14 protein-coding genes are annotated in these 14,258 nt (G+C 67.0%); 4 read left to right on the top strand and 10 right to left on the bottom strand.

What is annotated here, in order from left to right; genetic code table 11:
* The first annotated feature begins 45 nt into the window (after positions 1 to 45).
* From C4N9_RS16130 to C4N9_RS16145, 4 genes are all read left to right on the top strand, one after another.
* A complete protein-coding gene (locus C4N9_RS16130; protein WP_168192261.1) occupies positions 46 to 732 on the top strand; it encodes a TetR/AcrR family transcriptional regulator in 687 nt (228 codons plus the stop codon).
* Positions 722 to 2,371 (top strand): amidohydrolase, encoded by a 1,650-nt coding sequence (locus C4N9_RS16135; protein WP_109534381.1) that lies wholly within the window; start codon positions 722 to 724, stop codon positions 2,369 to 2,371. The genes C4N9_RS16130 and C4N9_RS16135 overlap by 11 nt, the downstream gene beginning before the upstream one ends.
* Positions 2,361 to 2,840: a DUF3237 family protein gene (locus C4N9_RS16140; protein ID WP_210404059.1), complete on the top strand. Its 480-nt coding sequence runs from the start codon at positions 2,361 to 2,363 to the stop codon at positions 2,838 to 2,840. Before C4N9_RS16135 ends, C4N9_RS16140 begins: the two co-directional genes overlap by 11 nt.
* A 111-nt stretch (positions 2,841 to 2,951) precedes the next feature.
* On the top strand, positions 2,952 to 4,085 hold the full coding sequence (locus C4N9_RS16145; RefSeq protein WP_109534382.1) for an acyl-CoA dehydrogenase family protein: 1,134 nt from the start codon (positions 2,952 to 2,954) through the stop codon (positions 4,083 to 4,085).
* An 88-nt stretch (positions 4,086 to 4,173) separates the two neighbouring features.
* On the opposite strand, the gene C4N9_RS16150 is transcribed toward C4N9_RS16145, so the two are convergent.
* The 10 genes from C4N9_RS16150 to C4N9_RS16190 form a co-directional block, all read right to left on the bottom strand.
* The gene (locus tag C4N9_RS16150; RefSeq protein ID WP_109534383.1) at positions 4,174 to 4,707 is read right to left on the bottom strand and encodes a TRAP transporter small permease; all 534 of its coding nucleotides are present in this window, start codon (positions 4,705 to 4,707) and stop codon (positions 4,174 to 4,176) included.
* Positions 4,708 to 4,763: 56 nt separating this feature from the next.
* A complete protein-coding gene (locus tag C4N9_RS16155) occupies positions 4,764 to 5,738 on the bottom strand; it encodes a TRAP transporter substrate-binding protein (RefSeq protein ID WP_109534384.1) in 975 nt (324 codons plus the stop codon).
* 23 nt (positions 5,739 to 5,761) lie between these two features.
* On the bottom strand, positions 5,762 to 7,045 hold the full coding sequence (locus C4N9_RS16160) for a TRAP transporter large permease (protein ID WP_109534385.1): 1,284 nt from the start codon (positions 7,043 to 7,045) through the stop codon (positions 5,762 to 5,764).
* A gap of 10 nt (positions 7,046 to 7,055) precedes the next feature.
* Positions 7,056 to 7,934 (bottom strand): amidase family protein, encoded by an 879-nt coding sequence (locus C4N9_RS22375; RefSeq protein ID WP_281260137.1) that lies wholly within the window; start codon positions 7,932 to 7,934, stop codon positions 7,056 to 7,058.
* Positions 7,892 to 8,575, bottom strand: coding sequence for an amidase family protein (locus C4N9_RS22380; RefSeq protein ID WP_281260138.1), 684 nt, complete (start codon positions 8,573 to 8,575; stop codon positions 7,892 to 7,894). Before C4N9_RS22380 ends, C4N9_RS22375 begins: the two co-directional genes overlap by 43 nt.
* Positions 8,576 to 8,674: 99 nt before the next feature.
* Positions 8,675 to 9,715, bottom strand: coding sequence for a LysR family transcriptional regulator (locus C4N9_RS16170; protein WP_109534386.1), 1,041 nt, complete (start codon positions 9,713 to 9,715; stop codon positions 8,675 to 8,677).
* Complete coding sequence (locus C4N9_RS16175; RefSeq protein WP_342748818.1) at positions 9,712 to 10,188, bottom strand: aminotransferase class III-fold pyridoxal phosphate-dependent enzyme; 477 nt, start codon at positions 10,186 to 10,188, stop codon at positions 9,712 to 9,714. The genes C4N9_RS16170 and C4N9_RS16175 overlap by 4 nt, the downstream gene beginning before the upstream one ends.
* Before the next feature lie 25 nt (positions 10,189 to 10,213).
* Entirely contained in the window at positions 10,214 to 11,293 is a 1,080-nt protein-coding gene (locus tag C4N9_RS16180; protein ID WP_109534387.1) for a TolB family protein, read from the bottom strand.
* A 5-nt stretch (positions 11,294 to 11,298) separates the two neighbouring features.
* The gene (locus C4N9_RS16185; RefSeq protein WP_109534388.1) at positions 11,299 to 13,194 is read right to left on the bottom strand and encodes a TRAP transporter permease; all 1,896 of its coding nucleotides are present in this window, start codon (positions 13,192 to 13,194) and stop codon (positions 11,299 to 11,301) included.
* Between the two features lie 63 nt (positions 13,195 to 13,257).
* Positions 13,258 to 14,256 carry a TAXI family TRAP transporter solute-binding subunit gene (locus C4N9_RS16190; protein ID WP_109534389.1) on the bottom strand — a complete coding sequence of 333 codons (999 nt, stop codon included), beginning with the start codon at positions 14,254 to 14,256 and terminating at the stop codon, positions 13,258 to 13,260.
* Between the last annotated feature and the right edge of the window lie 2 nt (positions 14,257 to 14,258).

Genomic DNA, 14,258 nt, shown 5'->3' on the forward strand with positions numbered 1-14,258 from the left:
TTAGTCAATACAAATTTTTTATCAGACTAAAAAACGATGGTAAGAATGGCTGCTGACATTGCCGCTGAAAGCCTGCGGGACCGGAAAAAGGCACGCCGGCGCGACGCGTTGATCGCGGCCGCGACGACGCTGTTCGGCAACAAGGGGGTCGACGCGACGACGATGGCCGACATCGCCGAAGCCTGTGACGTGTCGGTGCCGACGGTGTTCAACTATTTCGGGTCCAAGGACGGGCTCCTGATGGCGATCATCGACGAAGGCGCCCGGCGCGGACGCGACAACGAAACCCGCCTGCCCCGCCCCGAAGGCGTGTCCCTGCCCGATGTCGTCCGGGCGCTGTTCTCGCGGATCTCGTCGCAGACGCTGGACGTCGCCCCGAAGCGGGTGTGGCGCTATGCCGAAGCCTCGATCATCCGCCACCCCCATACCGAGCTGTCGAATACCTATCGGCAGATCGAAACCCTGCTGGTCGAGTCGATCGCCGCCTCGCTGGGTGCCTACGCGCTGACAACCCGGCAGGGCGCGCCGCTGGATCCGCATGACCTTGCCACCATGCTGCACGATCTGTGGATGCCCTGTTTCATCAGCCTGATCACCGATCCGGGGATGACGATCGCGCAGCATGACGCGCTGGTGGCACGGCGCGTGCTGCCGGTCCTTTCGCTGGTTTTCGACGACGAAAGCCTGGCCTCTCCCCGCCTTCGCAGATCCGGAGCCCCCGATGGACGCTGACCTCATCCTGACCAATGCCCGCATCCTGACCATGGATCCGGACAATCCGCGCGCCGAGGCCATCGCCATCGCGGGCGACCGGATCCTAGCCGTGGGCAGGAACGACGACATCCGCGCCCTGGCCGGCCCCGACACCCGGCGTCGCGACGCGGGCGGCGCAACGCTGCTTCCCGGCTTCGTCGAATCGCATCTGCACCTGTTTTCGGGCGCGTATGGCGAAACGCTTCTGCAACTGGCCGGGGTAAAGGGTTTCGACGCGCTCAAGCGCGCGGTCGACGGATTCGCCGCCGCCAATCCCGATACCCCGCTTCTTTTCGGACAGGGGGCGGATTACGCGCTGCTGGGTCCCGACCGGATGCTGGATCGTCACACGCTGGACGCGATCTGTCCCGACCGCCCGCTGATCGTCATGGCCTATGATTTCCATTCGGCCTTTGCCAACACCGCCGCGCTGAAAGCCGCGGGTCTTTTGCAGGGTCGCGCCCTGCCGCCCGGGAACGAGGTAGTGATGGGCAAGGACGGGTTGGCCACCGGGGAATTGCACGAGAAACACGCCTTCCTGCCGGTTCTGGACCTGCGCACGACCGGCGGGCGCGAAATGCTGGGCATGTCGGGCATCGAACCGCCCGTGCCGCCGAGCGACAAGGAGCGCGCTGATGACCGCGCCTTCCTGAAGCTGGGCCTGCGCCATGCGGCCCGTCATGGCATCACCGCGATGCACAACATGGACGGCAACCGCTACATGCTCGAGGTCCTGCGCGAGATCGAGACCGAGGGCGACCTGATCGCGCGGGTCCGGGTGCCCTTTCACCTGACGCCCGAGATGGATCTGTCCGAACTGGACCGGGCCAGCGCCATGACGCGCGATTTCACCGGGCTGACGCTCAGCTCGGGCTATGTGAAGATGTTCCTCGACGGGGTGATCGAAAGCGGCACCGCCGCGATGCTTGCCCCCTATGCCAACCGTCCCGGTCATCGCGGCGAAACGCTGTTCACCCGCGAGGCGTTTCTGGCCGCCGCGACCGAAGCCGACCGCCGGGGCCTGCAGATCGCGGTGCATGCCATCGGCGACGCGGCGGTGCGGCTGGCGCTTGACGGTTACGAGGCGGCGGCGCAGGCGAACGGCCCGCGCGACCGGCGCAACCGGATCGAGCATATCGAGATGATCGCGCCCGAGGACGTGCCGCGGCTGGCGAAACTGGGCGTCGTCGCCTCGATGCAGCCGCCCCATGCGCCGCAGGGCGAAAGCGGCACGACCGCGGGCATCGGCCCGGACAGGGCGCGGCAGGCCTATGTCTGGCGGGACCTGCACGACGCCGGCGCCGTGGTGGCGTTCTCGTCGGACTGGCCCATCGTGCCGATTTCGCCGCTGGCGGGCATCCAGGCCGCCATGATGCGCGAAAACTGGATCGACGGCCTGCCCGATCAGCGGCTGGAACTGCATGACGTGCTGGCCGCCTATACGCGCAACGGGGCCTATGTCGGCTTCATGGAGACGGAAACCGGCACCCTGCGCGCAGGGATGAAGGCCGATCTGACCGTTCTGTCGGGCGATATCGAAGCGACGCCGCATGACCGGATCGCGCAGATGGGCATCGCGCTGACGATCTGCGACGGACGTATCACCCATGACGCATGAATGCCCTGACATCACCCGTCTGGGCGCGCCCTTGTCGCCGGGCATGCCGCGCCTGCGACGGGTCTGCGCGATCCGGGCAGATATCGCGGAGCCGACCGAGTTCGACACGACGCGGGGCCACGGGCGCGCGCTGTTCCCCATCACCGGCGGCGAGGCGGCCGGGGCGGGCTGGACCGCGCGCCTGCTGCCCGGCGGCGCGGATTTCGCGCGCCGCCTGCCCGACGGCACCTACGAGGTCGAGGCGCGCTACCTGATGGCGTTGACGGACGGCACGCTGGTGATGGTCCACAATGCCGGGCGCATGGTGCCGCAAGCGGATGGCAGCTATCACGGCCGGACGCGGGCGCAGCTGGAAGTGTCGGAAGGGCCGTGGGCGGGGCTTGCCGATATGATGCTGTTCGGCACCGCCTTCGCGCCTGCCGGCGATCCCGACCATGTCTTCATCGAATTGTGGCACGCCGAACCGTAACGGAAACCCCGGCGGTTCGATGAAGACGGTTGCACCGTTCGTTTCGGGGTCGGTATCAACGGAGCGGCAAGACGCATGTCTGCCGAACCGGGCCGATTGGAGGAGACGCCGATGATCCTGAACGACGATCAGACCATGATCCGCGACATGGCCCGGCGCTTTGCCGCTGAACGGCTGGCCCCGAACTCGGCCCATTGGGACGAGACCGGCGAATTCCCCCGCGCGGTGATTGCCGAGATGGGCGCACTGGGGCTTATGGGGATGCTGGTGCCCGAAAGCTTCGGCGGCGCGATGACCGATGCCGTGGCCTATGCCTGCGCGCTGGAAGAAATCGCTGCGGGCAACGGCGCGATCTCGACCATCATGTCGGTGCATAACTCGGTCGGCTGCGTGCCGATCCTGCGCTTCGGAACCGAGGCGCAGAAGCAGGAGTATCTGCAGCCGATGGCCGAGGGAGCGCTGCTGGGTGCCTTCTGCCTGACCGAACCGCATGCGGGCTCCGACGCTTCGGCGCTGAGAACCCGCGCGACGCGTACCAATGACGGCTGGGTGCTGAACGGGGTGAAGCAGTTCATCACCTCGGGCAAGAATGCCGATATCGCGATCGTCTTCGCCGTCACCGATCCCGAAGCGGGCAAGAAGGGCATCTCGGCCTTCATCGTGCCGACGAAAACCGAAGGCTGGCGCGTCGCCTCGATCGAGAAGAAGACGGGCCAGCATCTGTCCGATACCGCGCAGATCGCGCTGGAGGATCTGAAACTGCCCGCCGAAGCGCTTCTGGGCGAGGAAGGCCAGGGCTACCGCATCGCGCTGTCGAACCTCGAAGGCGGGCGCATCGGTATTGCCGCGCAATCCGTGGGCATGGCCCGCGCCGCGCTGGAGGCGGCGGTCGCCTATGCCAGGGAACGCGAGAGCATGGGCAAGACGCTGATGGACCATCAGGCCGTCGCCTTCCGGCTGGCCGATATGGCGACGCAGGTCGAAGCCGGGCGCCAGATGGTGCTGCATGCCGCCGCGCTGAAGGATGCGGGGCAGCCCGCGCTGGAAGCGGCCTCGATGGCGAAGCTGTTCGCGTCGGAAATGGCCGAGCGCGTGGCCTCGGCGGCGATCCAGACCTTCGGCGGCTACGGCTATACCCGCGACTTCCCGGTCGAGCGTATCTGGCGCGATGTCCGCGTCTGCCAGATCTACGAAGGCACCAGCGACATCCAGCGCCTGGTCATCGCCCGCAGCCTTGCGCAATAGCGACCCCGGCGGCGACCTGAACCCATCGCGCAAGGTTTCCATCGTTTCGTGAGAAACGACCGCACCAACAGAGCTGGGGGCCAAAGGCCTAGTCGAGGCTTGTCTGCGGCTCGGCTTGTGCCGGTGCAGGGACTTCGGCCCAGCGCGCGGCAAGGTGGATCAGGATGATGATCATCGCAATGGGCACCACCGAGGCGACCCAGACCATGGCAATGCCCAGCGTGTCCATGGTCAGCGCCGCCTGCCGCGCGAGATAGCCGCGGGCAAAGCCGCCGCGCAGCCCGACGAAGCAGAAATAGACCACGGGCAGCACGAAGGTCAGCACCGCGGCGCTGTGGATCGCTTCGGCCAGAAGCCCCAGCCAATGCGGGCGCGCGGGAAAGACGCTGGTCATCAGCACGGCATCCGAGCGGGTCTTGAAGGACAGCGTGGCGCCCAGAAGGCCCGTCCAGACCATCATGTAACGCGCGACGTCTTCGGTCCAGACCGGAGGCGAGGCGAAGCCATAGCGCGCGATGACCTGAATCATCACGGTAACGAACATGCCCGCAACGGCCGCCACGGCGACGGAGCGGGCAAGGGTATCGAGGGCATTGCTCAGGCCGAGCACGAATTTGCGCATGGCTTTTCCTCCGGAGGATCCGGCACGCCCCGCGACGGCGGGGCGCGCCGATGGTATCAGCGGCTCGCGGCGGCGATGTCCTGCCAGCGCGCCACGTCGTCCGACGGCATGAGATCCGAGTCATAGACCGCCAGCGAGCGTTCGCGGAAGGCGTCCCTTTCCTCGTCAGTCAGGCGCTGCACCGTGACGCCCGCCTCCTCCAGCGCGGTCAGCGAGGTCTCGGCGACTTCGGCCAGCCAGGCCGCGGTGGCGGCATCGGCGGCTTCGACCGCGGCATCCACGGCAGCGCGCTCGTCATCGCTGAGCTCCTCGTACCACTGGCGCGAGGCCAGCACCGCACGGGCCGGAATGATCACCCCGGCGTCCGAGAAGTTCCGCACGAAATCCGTCTGGCCGAACATGATCGGCACGAAGGGCGAATTCAGATAGCCGTCGATCACCCCGGTCTGAAGCCCGGCGGGGACCTCTCCCCAAGGCACGATGGTGCCGCTGCTGCCCCAGGCCTCGTACATCGCGATCTGCGCGTCATCGAGGGCGCGCATGCGCAGGCTGGCCATGTCCGCGGGAGAGCGCACCGCGGTATCGGTGGTGATGATGCCCGAGGACGGACCCAGCGGTACCACCGCCAGCAGGAGGGCTTCCTGCGTCCCCAGCGCCGCGTTCACCCGCTCGAACACGCCGCCCTCTTGGAGGGCGCGTTGCATGTGCGCGGCATCGTCAAAGAGATAGGGCAGGCGGATACCGTAGATGAAGGGATCGACCTGCGCCACCGACCGGATGTCCGAGAGCGAGATTTCCAGAAGGCCCGTGGTGACCTGGTCGAACATCTCGGCTTCGTTGCCGACCGAGCCGCGCGGCATCTCGCGCACCTCGAACCCGGCCTCGGTCAGCGCCGCGCCAAAGGCCGCCGCCCAGTTGTAGGAACCCGAGGTCGCAAGGTCCGGCGCGGTATCGAGCGCGATTTTCACCTCGGCCGCGGCCGATGTCGCCGAGGCCATAAGCGCCGCGAGGGCTAGGGCTTTCAATGTCATTTCTTCTCCTCCCATGAAGCCTGTCAGTTGACGGAAAAGCCGGCCAGACGCGGCACGGCAAGGCTGAGTTCCGGCCAATAGGCCAGCGCCAGAAGCAGCAGCAGCTGGACGGCGATGAAGGGCAGCGCGGCCAGCGCCATGCGCCAGTAATTGAGCCCGGTCAGCGCCGCGACCACCACCAGGCACTTGCCAAGCGGCGGCGTGATCAGCCCGACGCAAAGGTTGAAGCACAACACGATCCCCAGATGCACCGGATCCACCCCCTGCGCCAGCGCCTGCGGCACGAAGAGCGGGATCAGCAGCGTCAGGGCGACGGGCGTGTCCATGAACATGCCGGCGATCAGGAAGATACCGACCAGGAAGAACAGGTAGCGCGTGCCGGTGAGACCGATCGAGTCGACCCAATCGGCCAGCGCTTGCGACCAGCCCATCTGCCCGGCCAGGAACCCCAGGACGGAGATCGCCGCGAGAATGATGAAGATCGTTCCCGTCAGGCGCGCCGTCGCTTCGAGCGCGTCGAACAGCATGCGCCGTGACAGGCCGGTATAGAACTGGCCCGCGATCAACGCGAACAGGACGGCAATGGCAGACCCCTCGGTGGGCGTTGCAAGTCCCAGCACAAGGGACCCGAGGATCACCACCGGCAACAGCAAGGCCGGCGCCGCCCGGCGCAGGCTGGGCCAGAAGGACGGAACCGTCGCCGCGGTGCCACCGGGATGGTTACCGATGCGCGCCATGACTGCGTTGAGCACCATCAAGGCAACCGCCAGCAGGATGCCCGGCACGATCCCGGCGGCGAACAGCGCCGCGACCGAGGCGCCGGTCAGGCCGCCATAGAGGATCATGATGATGGATGGCGGAATGATGGGGCCGATCATCGACGAGGCCGCGGTGATCGCCCCGGCGTAGTAGGGATTGTAGCCGCGCTCGACCATCTCGGGGACGAAGGTACGCGACAGGGCCGCGCTGTCGGCGATGGCCGAGCCCGAGATGCCGGCGAAGAACACGCTGGTCAGGATGTTCACATGCCCCAGCCCGCCCCGGAAGCGGCCGACGATGGAGAGCGCGAAATCGATCAGGCTGCGGGTCACGCCTGCGCGGGTCATGATCTCGGCCGTCAGGATGAAGAGCGGCATCGCCATGAAGGCGAAGACATCGAGCTGCGCGAAGACGCGTTGCGGCAGGATCGACAGGAACTGCGTCTTGTCCGCCATCACGAAGGACAGGATCGAAACCGCGCCCATGAGATAGGCAAAGGCCGTGCCGCTGAGCAGGAGCAGCACGAAGATGAAGGGGATCAGCCACATGCTCGGCCTCTCAGACTACGGTTCTCAGGCCTTGCGCGGCCTGCGTGCCCTGCAGGGGCGGGTGGGTGACGATGCTGCGCAGATCGACAGTGCTGCGCGTCAGGGCTTTGCTGTCGGGTCGTGGGCGGGCGGTTTGCGGGTCCTGCGCCAGGAAGGTCTCGATACTGCGTGCGGCGGCCAGGAGCCCGGCATCGCCCCGCACCGGCCCCAGCAATTGCAGGCCGAAGGGCATCCCCGCCCCGTCGCGCCCGCTGGGCAGCGTGATCGCGGGCCCGCCGCCGAGAGAGCCGCGATAGGTCAGAGCCAGCCACCGGTAATAGATGTCCATCTCCTGCCCGTCGATGCGTCGGGCATAAGGCTCTGTCCACGCGAAGGGCGACACCGGCGATGTCGGCAAAACGATCGCATCCAGCCCCGCGATACGGGCGTTGAAAGCCCGCAGGATGCGGGTCTGTTCGGCATGTGCCCAGGCGCGGTCGGCCAGCGTCAGGGACAGGCCCAGCTCGACATTGCGGTGGATATGCACCCCGAAATCGTCGGGCGCTTCGCGGATCGCCTCGGCAAAGCCGGCAACGAAGCTTTCCGCGCGCAGGATGTCGAAAGCGCGGTCCATCGCCCCCAGGTCGAGATCGACCTCGCGGCATTCGGCGACCTGCGGGGCCAGGACCGCCAGCCGCGCCCGGAAGGTGGCGCGGATGTCCGGATCGACAGGAGCGCCGCCGAAATCCTCGCTGAACCCCAGGCGCAGCGCGGCGAGCGGTTTTTCAGGCAGGACGTCGAAACGGGCGGGGTCCGAGGGCGCCGACAGCGGATCGCCCGCGTCGAATCCCTGGCAGGCCCGCAGCATCAGAAGCACGTCATCCACCTCGCGGGCCATGGGTCCCAGCACCGAGATCGCCGACCAGCCCAGGGGCCGGTGGGATGGGCGATGACATCGGTCGAGGGGCGAAAGCCGACCACGCCGCAAAGCGCGGCGGGCAGGCGCAGCGATCCGCCGGTGTCGGATCCGGTACACAGGGGCAGAAGATCTGCCGCCAGCGCCGCCGCCGACCCGCCCGAGGAACCGCCGGCGGTCAGTCGCGGGTCGAAGGGATTGCCCGTGGCGCCCCAGACCGGGTTGCGGGTATTGCCGCCGGCCCCCAGTTCGGGGACGTTGGTCTTGGCCAGGACAATCGCCCCGGCGGCGCGCAACCGCGCGACCATCGGCAGGTCCGTCCGGGGCACGTGACCGCGTGCGCGCGGGCTGCCATGCGTGGTCAGAAGTCCCGCGGTTTCCTGCAGATCCTTGACCCCGACCGGCAAGCCGTCGAGGATCCCGGCCGGCCGGCCCTCGTGCCAGCGACGCGAGGCCGCGGCCGCTTGAACGACCGCGCGCTCGCCGTCGAAGGCGGTCAGCGCGTTGATCGCGGGATTCAGGGCCGAGATCCGCGCCATGCAGGCATCGAGGTATTCGCTGGGCGTCAGGCTTCTGTCGCCAAAGGCGGCGATGACCTGTCGTGCCGACAGTTCGGTAGGATCCCCATAGATCATCCGCGTCCTCCCCCGGCCCGCCGGCCTGCTCCATCAGGAACCTGCGGTAAGGTTACAGAAAGGAAACGGGGGCGAATAATGAATTCTGGCGCGCGAACCTTAACCTGAGGGAATGGTTTGCCGCTGCTCCGCCGCTTGCGCCAGGCATTTGCGGAAGAGGGTCACGGTGCCGTTCGCCTCGTCGCCTCCCGCGCGCCAGAAGCAACGGACCTCGGACAGCAGGCCCTCGGTGTCGAGCGGCAGGATGACCAGATCCCCGCGCGCCGCATGCGCCTGGGCCAGGCTCTTGGGGAACAGTCCCAGCGCCTGGGTCTGGCGCAGGATCTCGGTATTCAGCGACAGGGCCGAGGAGGCGACGATATTCGTCGGCGACGCCAACCCCTGCCCCGCGAACATCGCATCCACGGCCCGTCTCGCCACCGAGTTCACCTGGGGCATGATCCACAAACAGCCGACGGTCCGGGCCCAGGTCATCGCCTCGATCGCTCCCAATTGGTGATCACGCCCGGCGACAACCACCACGGGTTCCTGGAACAGCACGCTCTGGTCGATGCCTTCCAGCTCGGTGGGTTGCCAGATCCGCGCGATCAGCAGGTCGATCTGGCCAGCCTCCAGCAGCGGGAAAAGCGAAACGAAATGCCCTTCGGTGACCACCACATTCGAACGGGGCGCGCTGCGCTTGAACAGGTTGATCGCCCCCGGCAGAAGGATCGGCGCCACCGACGAGACGACGCCGACCTGCACCGGCCCGGCCGCGCCGCTGGCCATCGCCTCGAGATCGAAAGCCGCCCTGTCGATCTGTCTCAGGACGATGCGGGCATGTTCGGCAAGGCGTTCGCCGACCGGGGTCAGGAAAAGGCGATTGCGCTCGCGCCGGACGATGGGAGCGCCGACGATGCGCTCCAACTCGTTAAGCTGCTTGGAAACGGCGGGCTGGGTCACGTTCAACGCCTGCGCCACCCGCGCCACCAGCTTGAACTCCCCCATGCCGGCAATCACCCGCAGGTGCCGGAGACTGATCTGCTTCTGGAAATTGCTGGTCTGGATAACCGCTCCACCTTCGCTGGCCTGGCAGGGAAGACCAAAAAGCGGTGCGGCGCAATTTGTTTCTGGCCCGGTTTCCGGCGGTGCCGGCTTCATGATCGGCGGTCTGTCGCCCCGTGGCGCGGCAACAGCGGCGACAGCGACGACATGGCGATGATGTCGCCCGTCGTGCGGATCAGGATGCCCATCTCATAGGCTTTCAGGAACGCGCTGAAGGCGCGCTTCGTGGGCTCGCCCGCGATCGGCTCCAGCTCGATGGCGCCGATGAGCCCCAGGTTGCGGATGTCGATGACGTGCTTCGTGCCCTTCAGCGAATGCAGCGCCTCTTCCCAATAGGGCGCGATCTCGGCCGTGCGCTGGAACAGCCCCTCCTCGCGGTAGACCTCCTGCGTCGCCAGCGCCGCCGCGCAGGCGATGGGCGAGCCGGAATAGGTATAGCCGTGGAACAGCTCGATCATGTGCTCGGGGCCGGTCATGAACGCGTCGTGCACCTCGGCGGTGGTGAACACCGCCCCCATCGGCACCGTGCCCGAGGTCAGGCCCTTGGCCATGGTCATCATGTCCGGCATCACGCCCGCCGAGCCCGCCACCGGCTCACCGCGCCAAGGTCATCACATAGACCTGCGCAACGCCGCTCCGGTCCGAGGTGAACACGACATGCCGACCGTCCGGTGAAACCCGCGGGTGCGGGTGGGTATGCTGCGGGGCATGAACCTTGACGGGACCGTTGTTGTAGGGAAACGGGTGCGCCCAGTGGGCGCCCTGCGACGAGGCCCGGGGCGCGTGCAGGAAGTCGGGCTCACCAGCCCCGGCAAGGTCCAACCGGAACAGGCCACGGTCCGGAAAGTTGGTATCGCAGACCAGCCACGAGCCGGTCGCGTCGGGGGCACCGTGCCAGACCGGGAACCCGGTGACCGGCCGGACGGCGCCGGTCGAGATGTCGATCTCGTTCATCCCGTTCGACCAGTCCACGAACAGGACGCTGCGATGCCCCGGACGCCAGACCTCGTGGGTGATCCACTGCAAATCGTGCGCGCGGGTAAAAATCCGGCGGGCATTGCCGGCCCGGTCCGTCACCCAGACCCGGTCGGTCATCGGCCCCGCAAACAGGATAAGGTCATCGTCGTCGGGACAGAATTGCGGGTGACCGATTGTCGGGGCCTCCAGGAAGGTCTCGGCCGTGCCGCGCAGGGTATCCATCAGCCAGAAGCGGCTGACCGAACCGGACTTGACCGGCACCGCCCAGTAGCGTCCGCTTGCTGACAGCGCGGTCGTCCCCATCGCCGCCCCGACCATACCCGCTTCCCGCATCTCGGCCGCGCCAAACGAGACAAGCGTTTCGATGTCGCCCGTCCGGGGCGACACCCGCTTCCCTGTTTGGCCGGCGACAAAATAGATCCACGCGCCATCCCTGGAGGGGATCACGGACCATTCCGCGAGGTCAGGCTCGTCGGTCAGCTGCACCAGCGTACCGGCGTCCTGCAATTCCATCCAGATCTGCGGGCTTCCCGTGCGGTGCGAGATCAGCACCAACGCCCGCATGGCGTCATCCCACGCATCGACGAAGAAAAACGGGTGATGGTGGAGAGAGGGGTGGGTTGTCACCTGCCGAACGACGCCTTGGTCGCTCTCTTCAACAATCCGCCCCTCGGCCGCCATTTCGATCCATGGCATGGGCGTCAGTCCGCCAATTTCGCGGTCAGCGGAGCACGCCGGCGGGCTGCCAGGAACACCGCCAGCGCCATCGCCCAGCCCGTGACGAAGCCGATGGTCCAGGCAAAGGATCCGGCCGGGGCGATCACCGCCACAAGCCCGGATGCCCCGATCACGGCCCGTGCGGTCCAACCCAGCGAGCGGCCGCACCAGCCCGCGAAGGCAATCGCCCAGAGTGCCGTCGAGGTCAGCATGGCAAGCGCTCCAAGCAGGATCTCGATTGCCGTGCCCTGCCACAGGACTGCAGGGTCGAAGATGAAGCTGAACGGCACGAAGAAGGCCACGAGGCTGAGACCGAAGGCCGACCAGCTGGTCTTCATCACCGGCGCATCGCCCACGGCAGCGGCGGCAAAGGACGCCAGCGCGACCGGCGGCGTCACCATCGACAGCACGCAATAGTAGAAGATGAAGAAATGCGCGGCCAACGGGTCGACGCCGATGTTCTGGATCGCCGGGACGAACAGAACAGCGCCGATGATATAGGCGGCGACCGTCGGCAGCCCCATGCCCATGATGATGCAGCCGACCATGGCCAGCGCCAGCGACAGGAAGATCGACCCTTCGGCCAGCGCCACCAGCGAGCCCGCGAACTTGAGCGCCAAGTTCGACTGCACGGCAACGGCGATCACCAGCCCGATAGAGGCGATCGGCACGGCGACCTCGGCCGCCTGCCTGGGAGCCTCGCGCAGCCCGTCGATCAATGCCGACCAGCCGATCCAGGTGTTGCGCCGAAGGAATGGCATCACGAAACAGCTGACCGAGGCGATCACGGCGGAATAGGCCGCCGAATAGCCCGAGACCAGCGCACCGATCAGGATCAGCGGCGGCAGGAGCAGGTGAAGGCGCGGCAAGATCGGGTCGACGGCGGCGACTTCTTCTGCGGTCATCGCGCGCACGCCGTCGCGCCGGGCGGTCAGATCGACGACGAGAAGCAGCGCCAGATAAAAGGCGACCGCCGGGATCAGGCCCGCCAGGGCGATGCGGGCGTAGGGAACGTTCAGCATCTCGGCCATGATGAAGGCGGCGACGCCCATGATCGGCGGCATCAGCTGCCCCCCGGTCGAGGCAATGGCCTCGATCCCCGCGGCGCGGTGGCTGGGCACGCCGGTTCGCTTCATCAACGGGATGGTCAGCACGCCCGTCGAGACCACGTTGGCCACCGCCGAGCCCGAGATCGAGCCCATCAGCGATGACGAGATGACGGCCGCTTTCGCCGTGCCGCCGGTGGCGCGACCGGCGACGCGCACGGCAAGGTCGATGAAAAGCTGCCCGCCACCCGCTGCCGAATAGAAGGCGCCGAACATGATGAAGTAGAAGATGAAGCTGACCGAGGTCGAGGTGGTGATGCCCAGCACCCCCGCCGTGGTCATGGTCGATATCTCGATCGCGGCATCAAGGCCGAAGCCCCGGAAAGACAGCCAGCCAGGGAGAAGGTTGCCCCAGAAGGCATAGGCGATGAACACCGCCAGCACGCCGACCAGGATCCAGCCGACAGCCCGACGCGCGCCTTCCAGCAACAGCGCGACCAGCACCACACCGGCCCAGATGTCCAGGTCGAAGACCGGCGAGACGTTCTCCATCCGGGTGGTCAGGCGGTCGAATTCGAGAAGGTAATAGGCGCCGACCCCCAGGGTTGCGACGATCATCGCCGCGTCGATGGCGATGCGCACCGGCCGGGACAGGCTTTCCGAGGACAGCGGCTGGTAGAGAAACAACAGCAAGAGGGCGAAGACAAGATGCACGGGCCGTTCGAACAGCGGTTGCTGCGGATTGAGCAGGATCCAGACCTGAAACAGGACGAACCCGACGCCGAGCAGGAACTTCGGGGACAAAACGGACTTATCGGGGGATGCGGCGGTCATGGGGACTCCTCCTCGTATCGGCTGGGGACAGGCCGGCGCGCGCACGCGCCGGCCCGGGGGCGCTTACATCCAGCCGCGTTCGCGGTAGTAGCGCTCCGCACCCGGGTGCAGCGGGATTCCGACCTGCGCGGGTTGCCAGGCGGTTTCCGGGTTGAATGCGCGCCAGGCAGCGTGCGCTTCTCCCATGGCGGCGGCGTTCTCGATCAGCGTGCGAGTGATCTGGTACGCGGCCTCTTCCGACAGCGAGGCATTGGCGATCAGCACGGTTCCGAGATTGGCGCCGGTATTCGCGCTCTCCTGACCGTCGAACCACGGACCATAGGTGCCAGCGGTAAGGCCGTTCGCGGTCAGCACGTCCATCGCTTCCTGCGGGATGTCGAGGAACCGCATCCCGGCCGTCAGGGTAACCTCGGTGATGGTCGGATGGCCGCGGATGATGGTGTCGATATAGATGTCCGCGTCGCCGTTGCGCAGGATGTCGGGGATCTGCGGCGTGTCGACCTGGATCACGTCGCCGCCATTGGCCCGGATCTCGTCGACGCTGGTGCCCAGGCCCTGAAGGATCATCTCGGCGGCGGGAACGGCGCTGGACCCGACCGGCTTGATCAGGATGCGCACCGGCGCATCGGACGCAAGGATCTCGGCCAGATCGGTGGTGCCGCGTTCGTCGAGAAACGCCTGGCGCGCCATCACGCCGACATAGACGTTGTTCAGCCCGCCAACCAACGCCCGGATCTCCGGCGCCGAGGCGCCCTCGTAGACCGGCGAGCCCTCGAAGGCCCAGACGGCGGTCGCGACGTTCGACAGTGCGATCTCGGCGCGGCCGTTCTGAACCACCATCGGGTTGGCGACGCCGCCGCCCCGGGCGACGACTTCAACCGTATTGGCGCCGAAGATCGGCTCGATCATCTGCTCGAGCGTGGCAGCGAACACATACCACGACGTACCTTCGCGCATCGCGCCGATACGGATGTCCTCGGCCGGTGCGGTCGTCGCGGTGACGGCGAGTGCGGTCAACCCGAAGGCCGCAGCACGCAGGCCGGTCTTGATGACGTTAAGCATGG

Origin of the sequence: Pararhodobacter marinus (genome assembly GCF_003122215.1) — a bacterium.
Taxonomy (GTDB): Bacteria; Pseudomonadota; Alphaproteobacteria; order Rhodobacterales; family Rhodobacteraceae; genus Pararhodobacter; species Pararhodobacter marinus.

What these genes read in the sequence shown, in the direction of transcription:
- C4N9_RS16170 (WP_109534386.1), bottom strand. Translation starts at nt 9,715, where the DNA reads ATGAAGCCGGCACCGCCGGAAACCGGGCCAGAAACAAATTGCGCCGCA.
- C4N9_RS16140 (WP_210404059.1), top strand. Translation starts at nt 2,361, where the DNA reads ATGACGCATGAATGCCCTGACATCACCCGTCTGGGCGCGCCCTTGTCG.
- C4N9_RS16130 (WP_168192261.1), top strand. Translation starts at nt 46, where the DNA reads ATGGCTGCTGACATTGCCGCTGAAAGCCTGCGGGACCGGAAAAAGGCA.
- C4N9_RS16160 (WP_109534385.1), bottom strand. Translation starts at nt 7,045, where the DNA reads ATGTGGCTGATCCCCTTCATCTTCGTGCTGCTCCTGCTCAGCGGCACG.
- C4N9_RS16150 (WP_109534383.1), bottom strand. Translation starts at nt 4,707, where the DNA reads ATGCGCAAATTCGTGCTCGGCCTGAGCAATGCCCTCGATACCCTTGCC.
- C4N9_RS16155 (WP_109534384.1), bottom strand. Translation starts at nt 5,738, where the DNA reads ATGACATTGAAAGCCCTAGCCCTCGCGGCGCTTATGGCCTCGGCGACA.
- C4N9_RS16145 (WP_109534382.1), top strand. Translation starts at nt 2,952, where the DNA reads ATGATCCTGAACGACGATCAGACCATGATCCGCGACATGGCCCGGCGC.
- C4N9_RS16180 (WP_109534387.1), bottom strand. Translation starts at nt 11,293, where the DNA reads ATGCCATGGATCGAAATGGCGGCCGAGGGGCGGATTGTTGAAGAGAGC.
- C4N9_RS22380 (WP_281260138.1), bottom strand. Translation starts at nt 8,575, where the DNA reads ATGATCTATGGGGATCCTACCGAACTGTCGGCACGACAGGTCATCGCC.
- C4N9_RS16135 (WP_109534381.1), top strand. Translation starts at nt 722, where the DNA reads ATGGACGCTGACCTCATCCTGACCAATGCCCGCATCCTGACCATGGAT.
- C4N9_RS16175 (WP_342748818.1), bottom strand. Translation starts at nt 10,188, where the DNA reads ATGCCGGACATGATGACCATGGCCAAGGGCCTGACCTCGGGCACGGTG.
- C4N9_RS16190 (WP_109534389.1), bottom strand. Translation starts at nt 14,256, where the DNA reads ATGCTTAACGTCATCAAGACCGGCCTGCGTGCTGCGGCCTTCGGGTTG.
- C4N9_RS16185 (WP_109534388.1), bottom strand. Translation starts at nt 13,194, where the DNA reads ATGACCGCCGCATCCCCCGATAAGTCCGTTTTGTCCCCGAAGTTCCTG.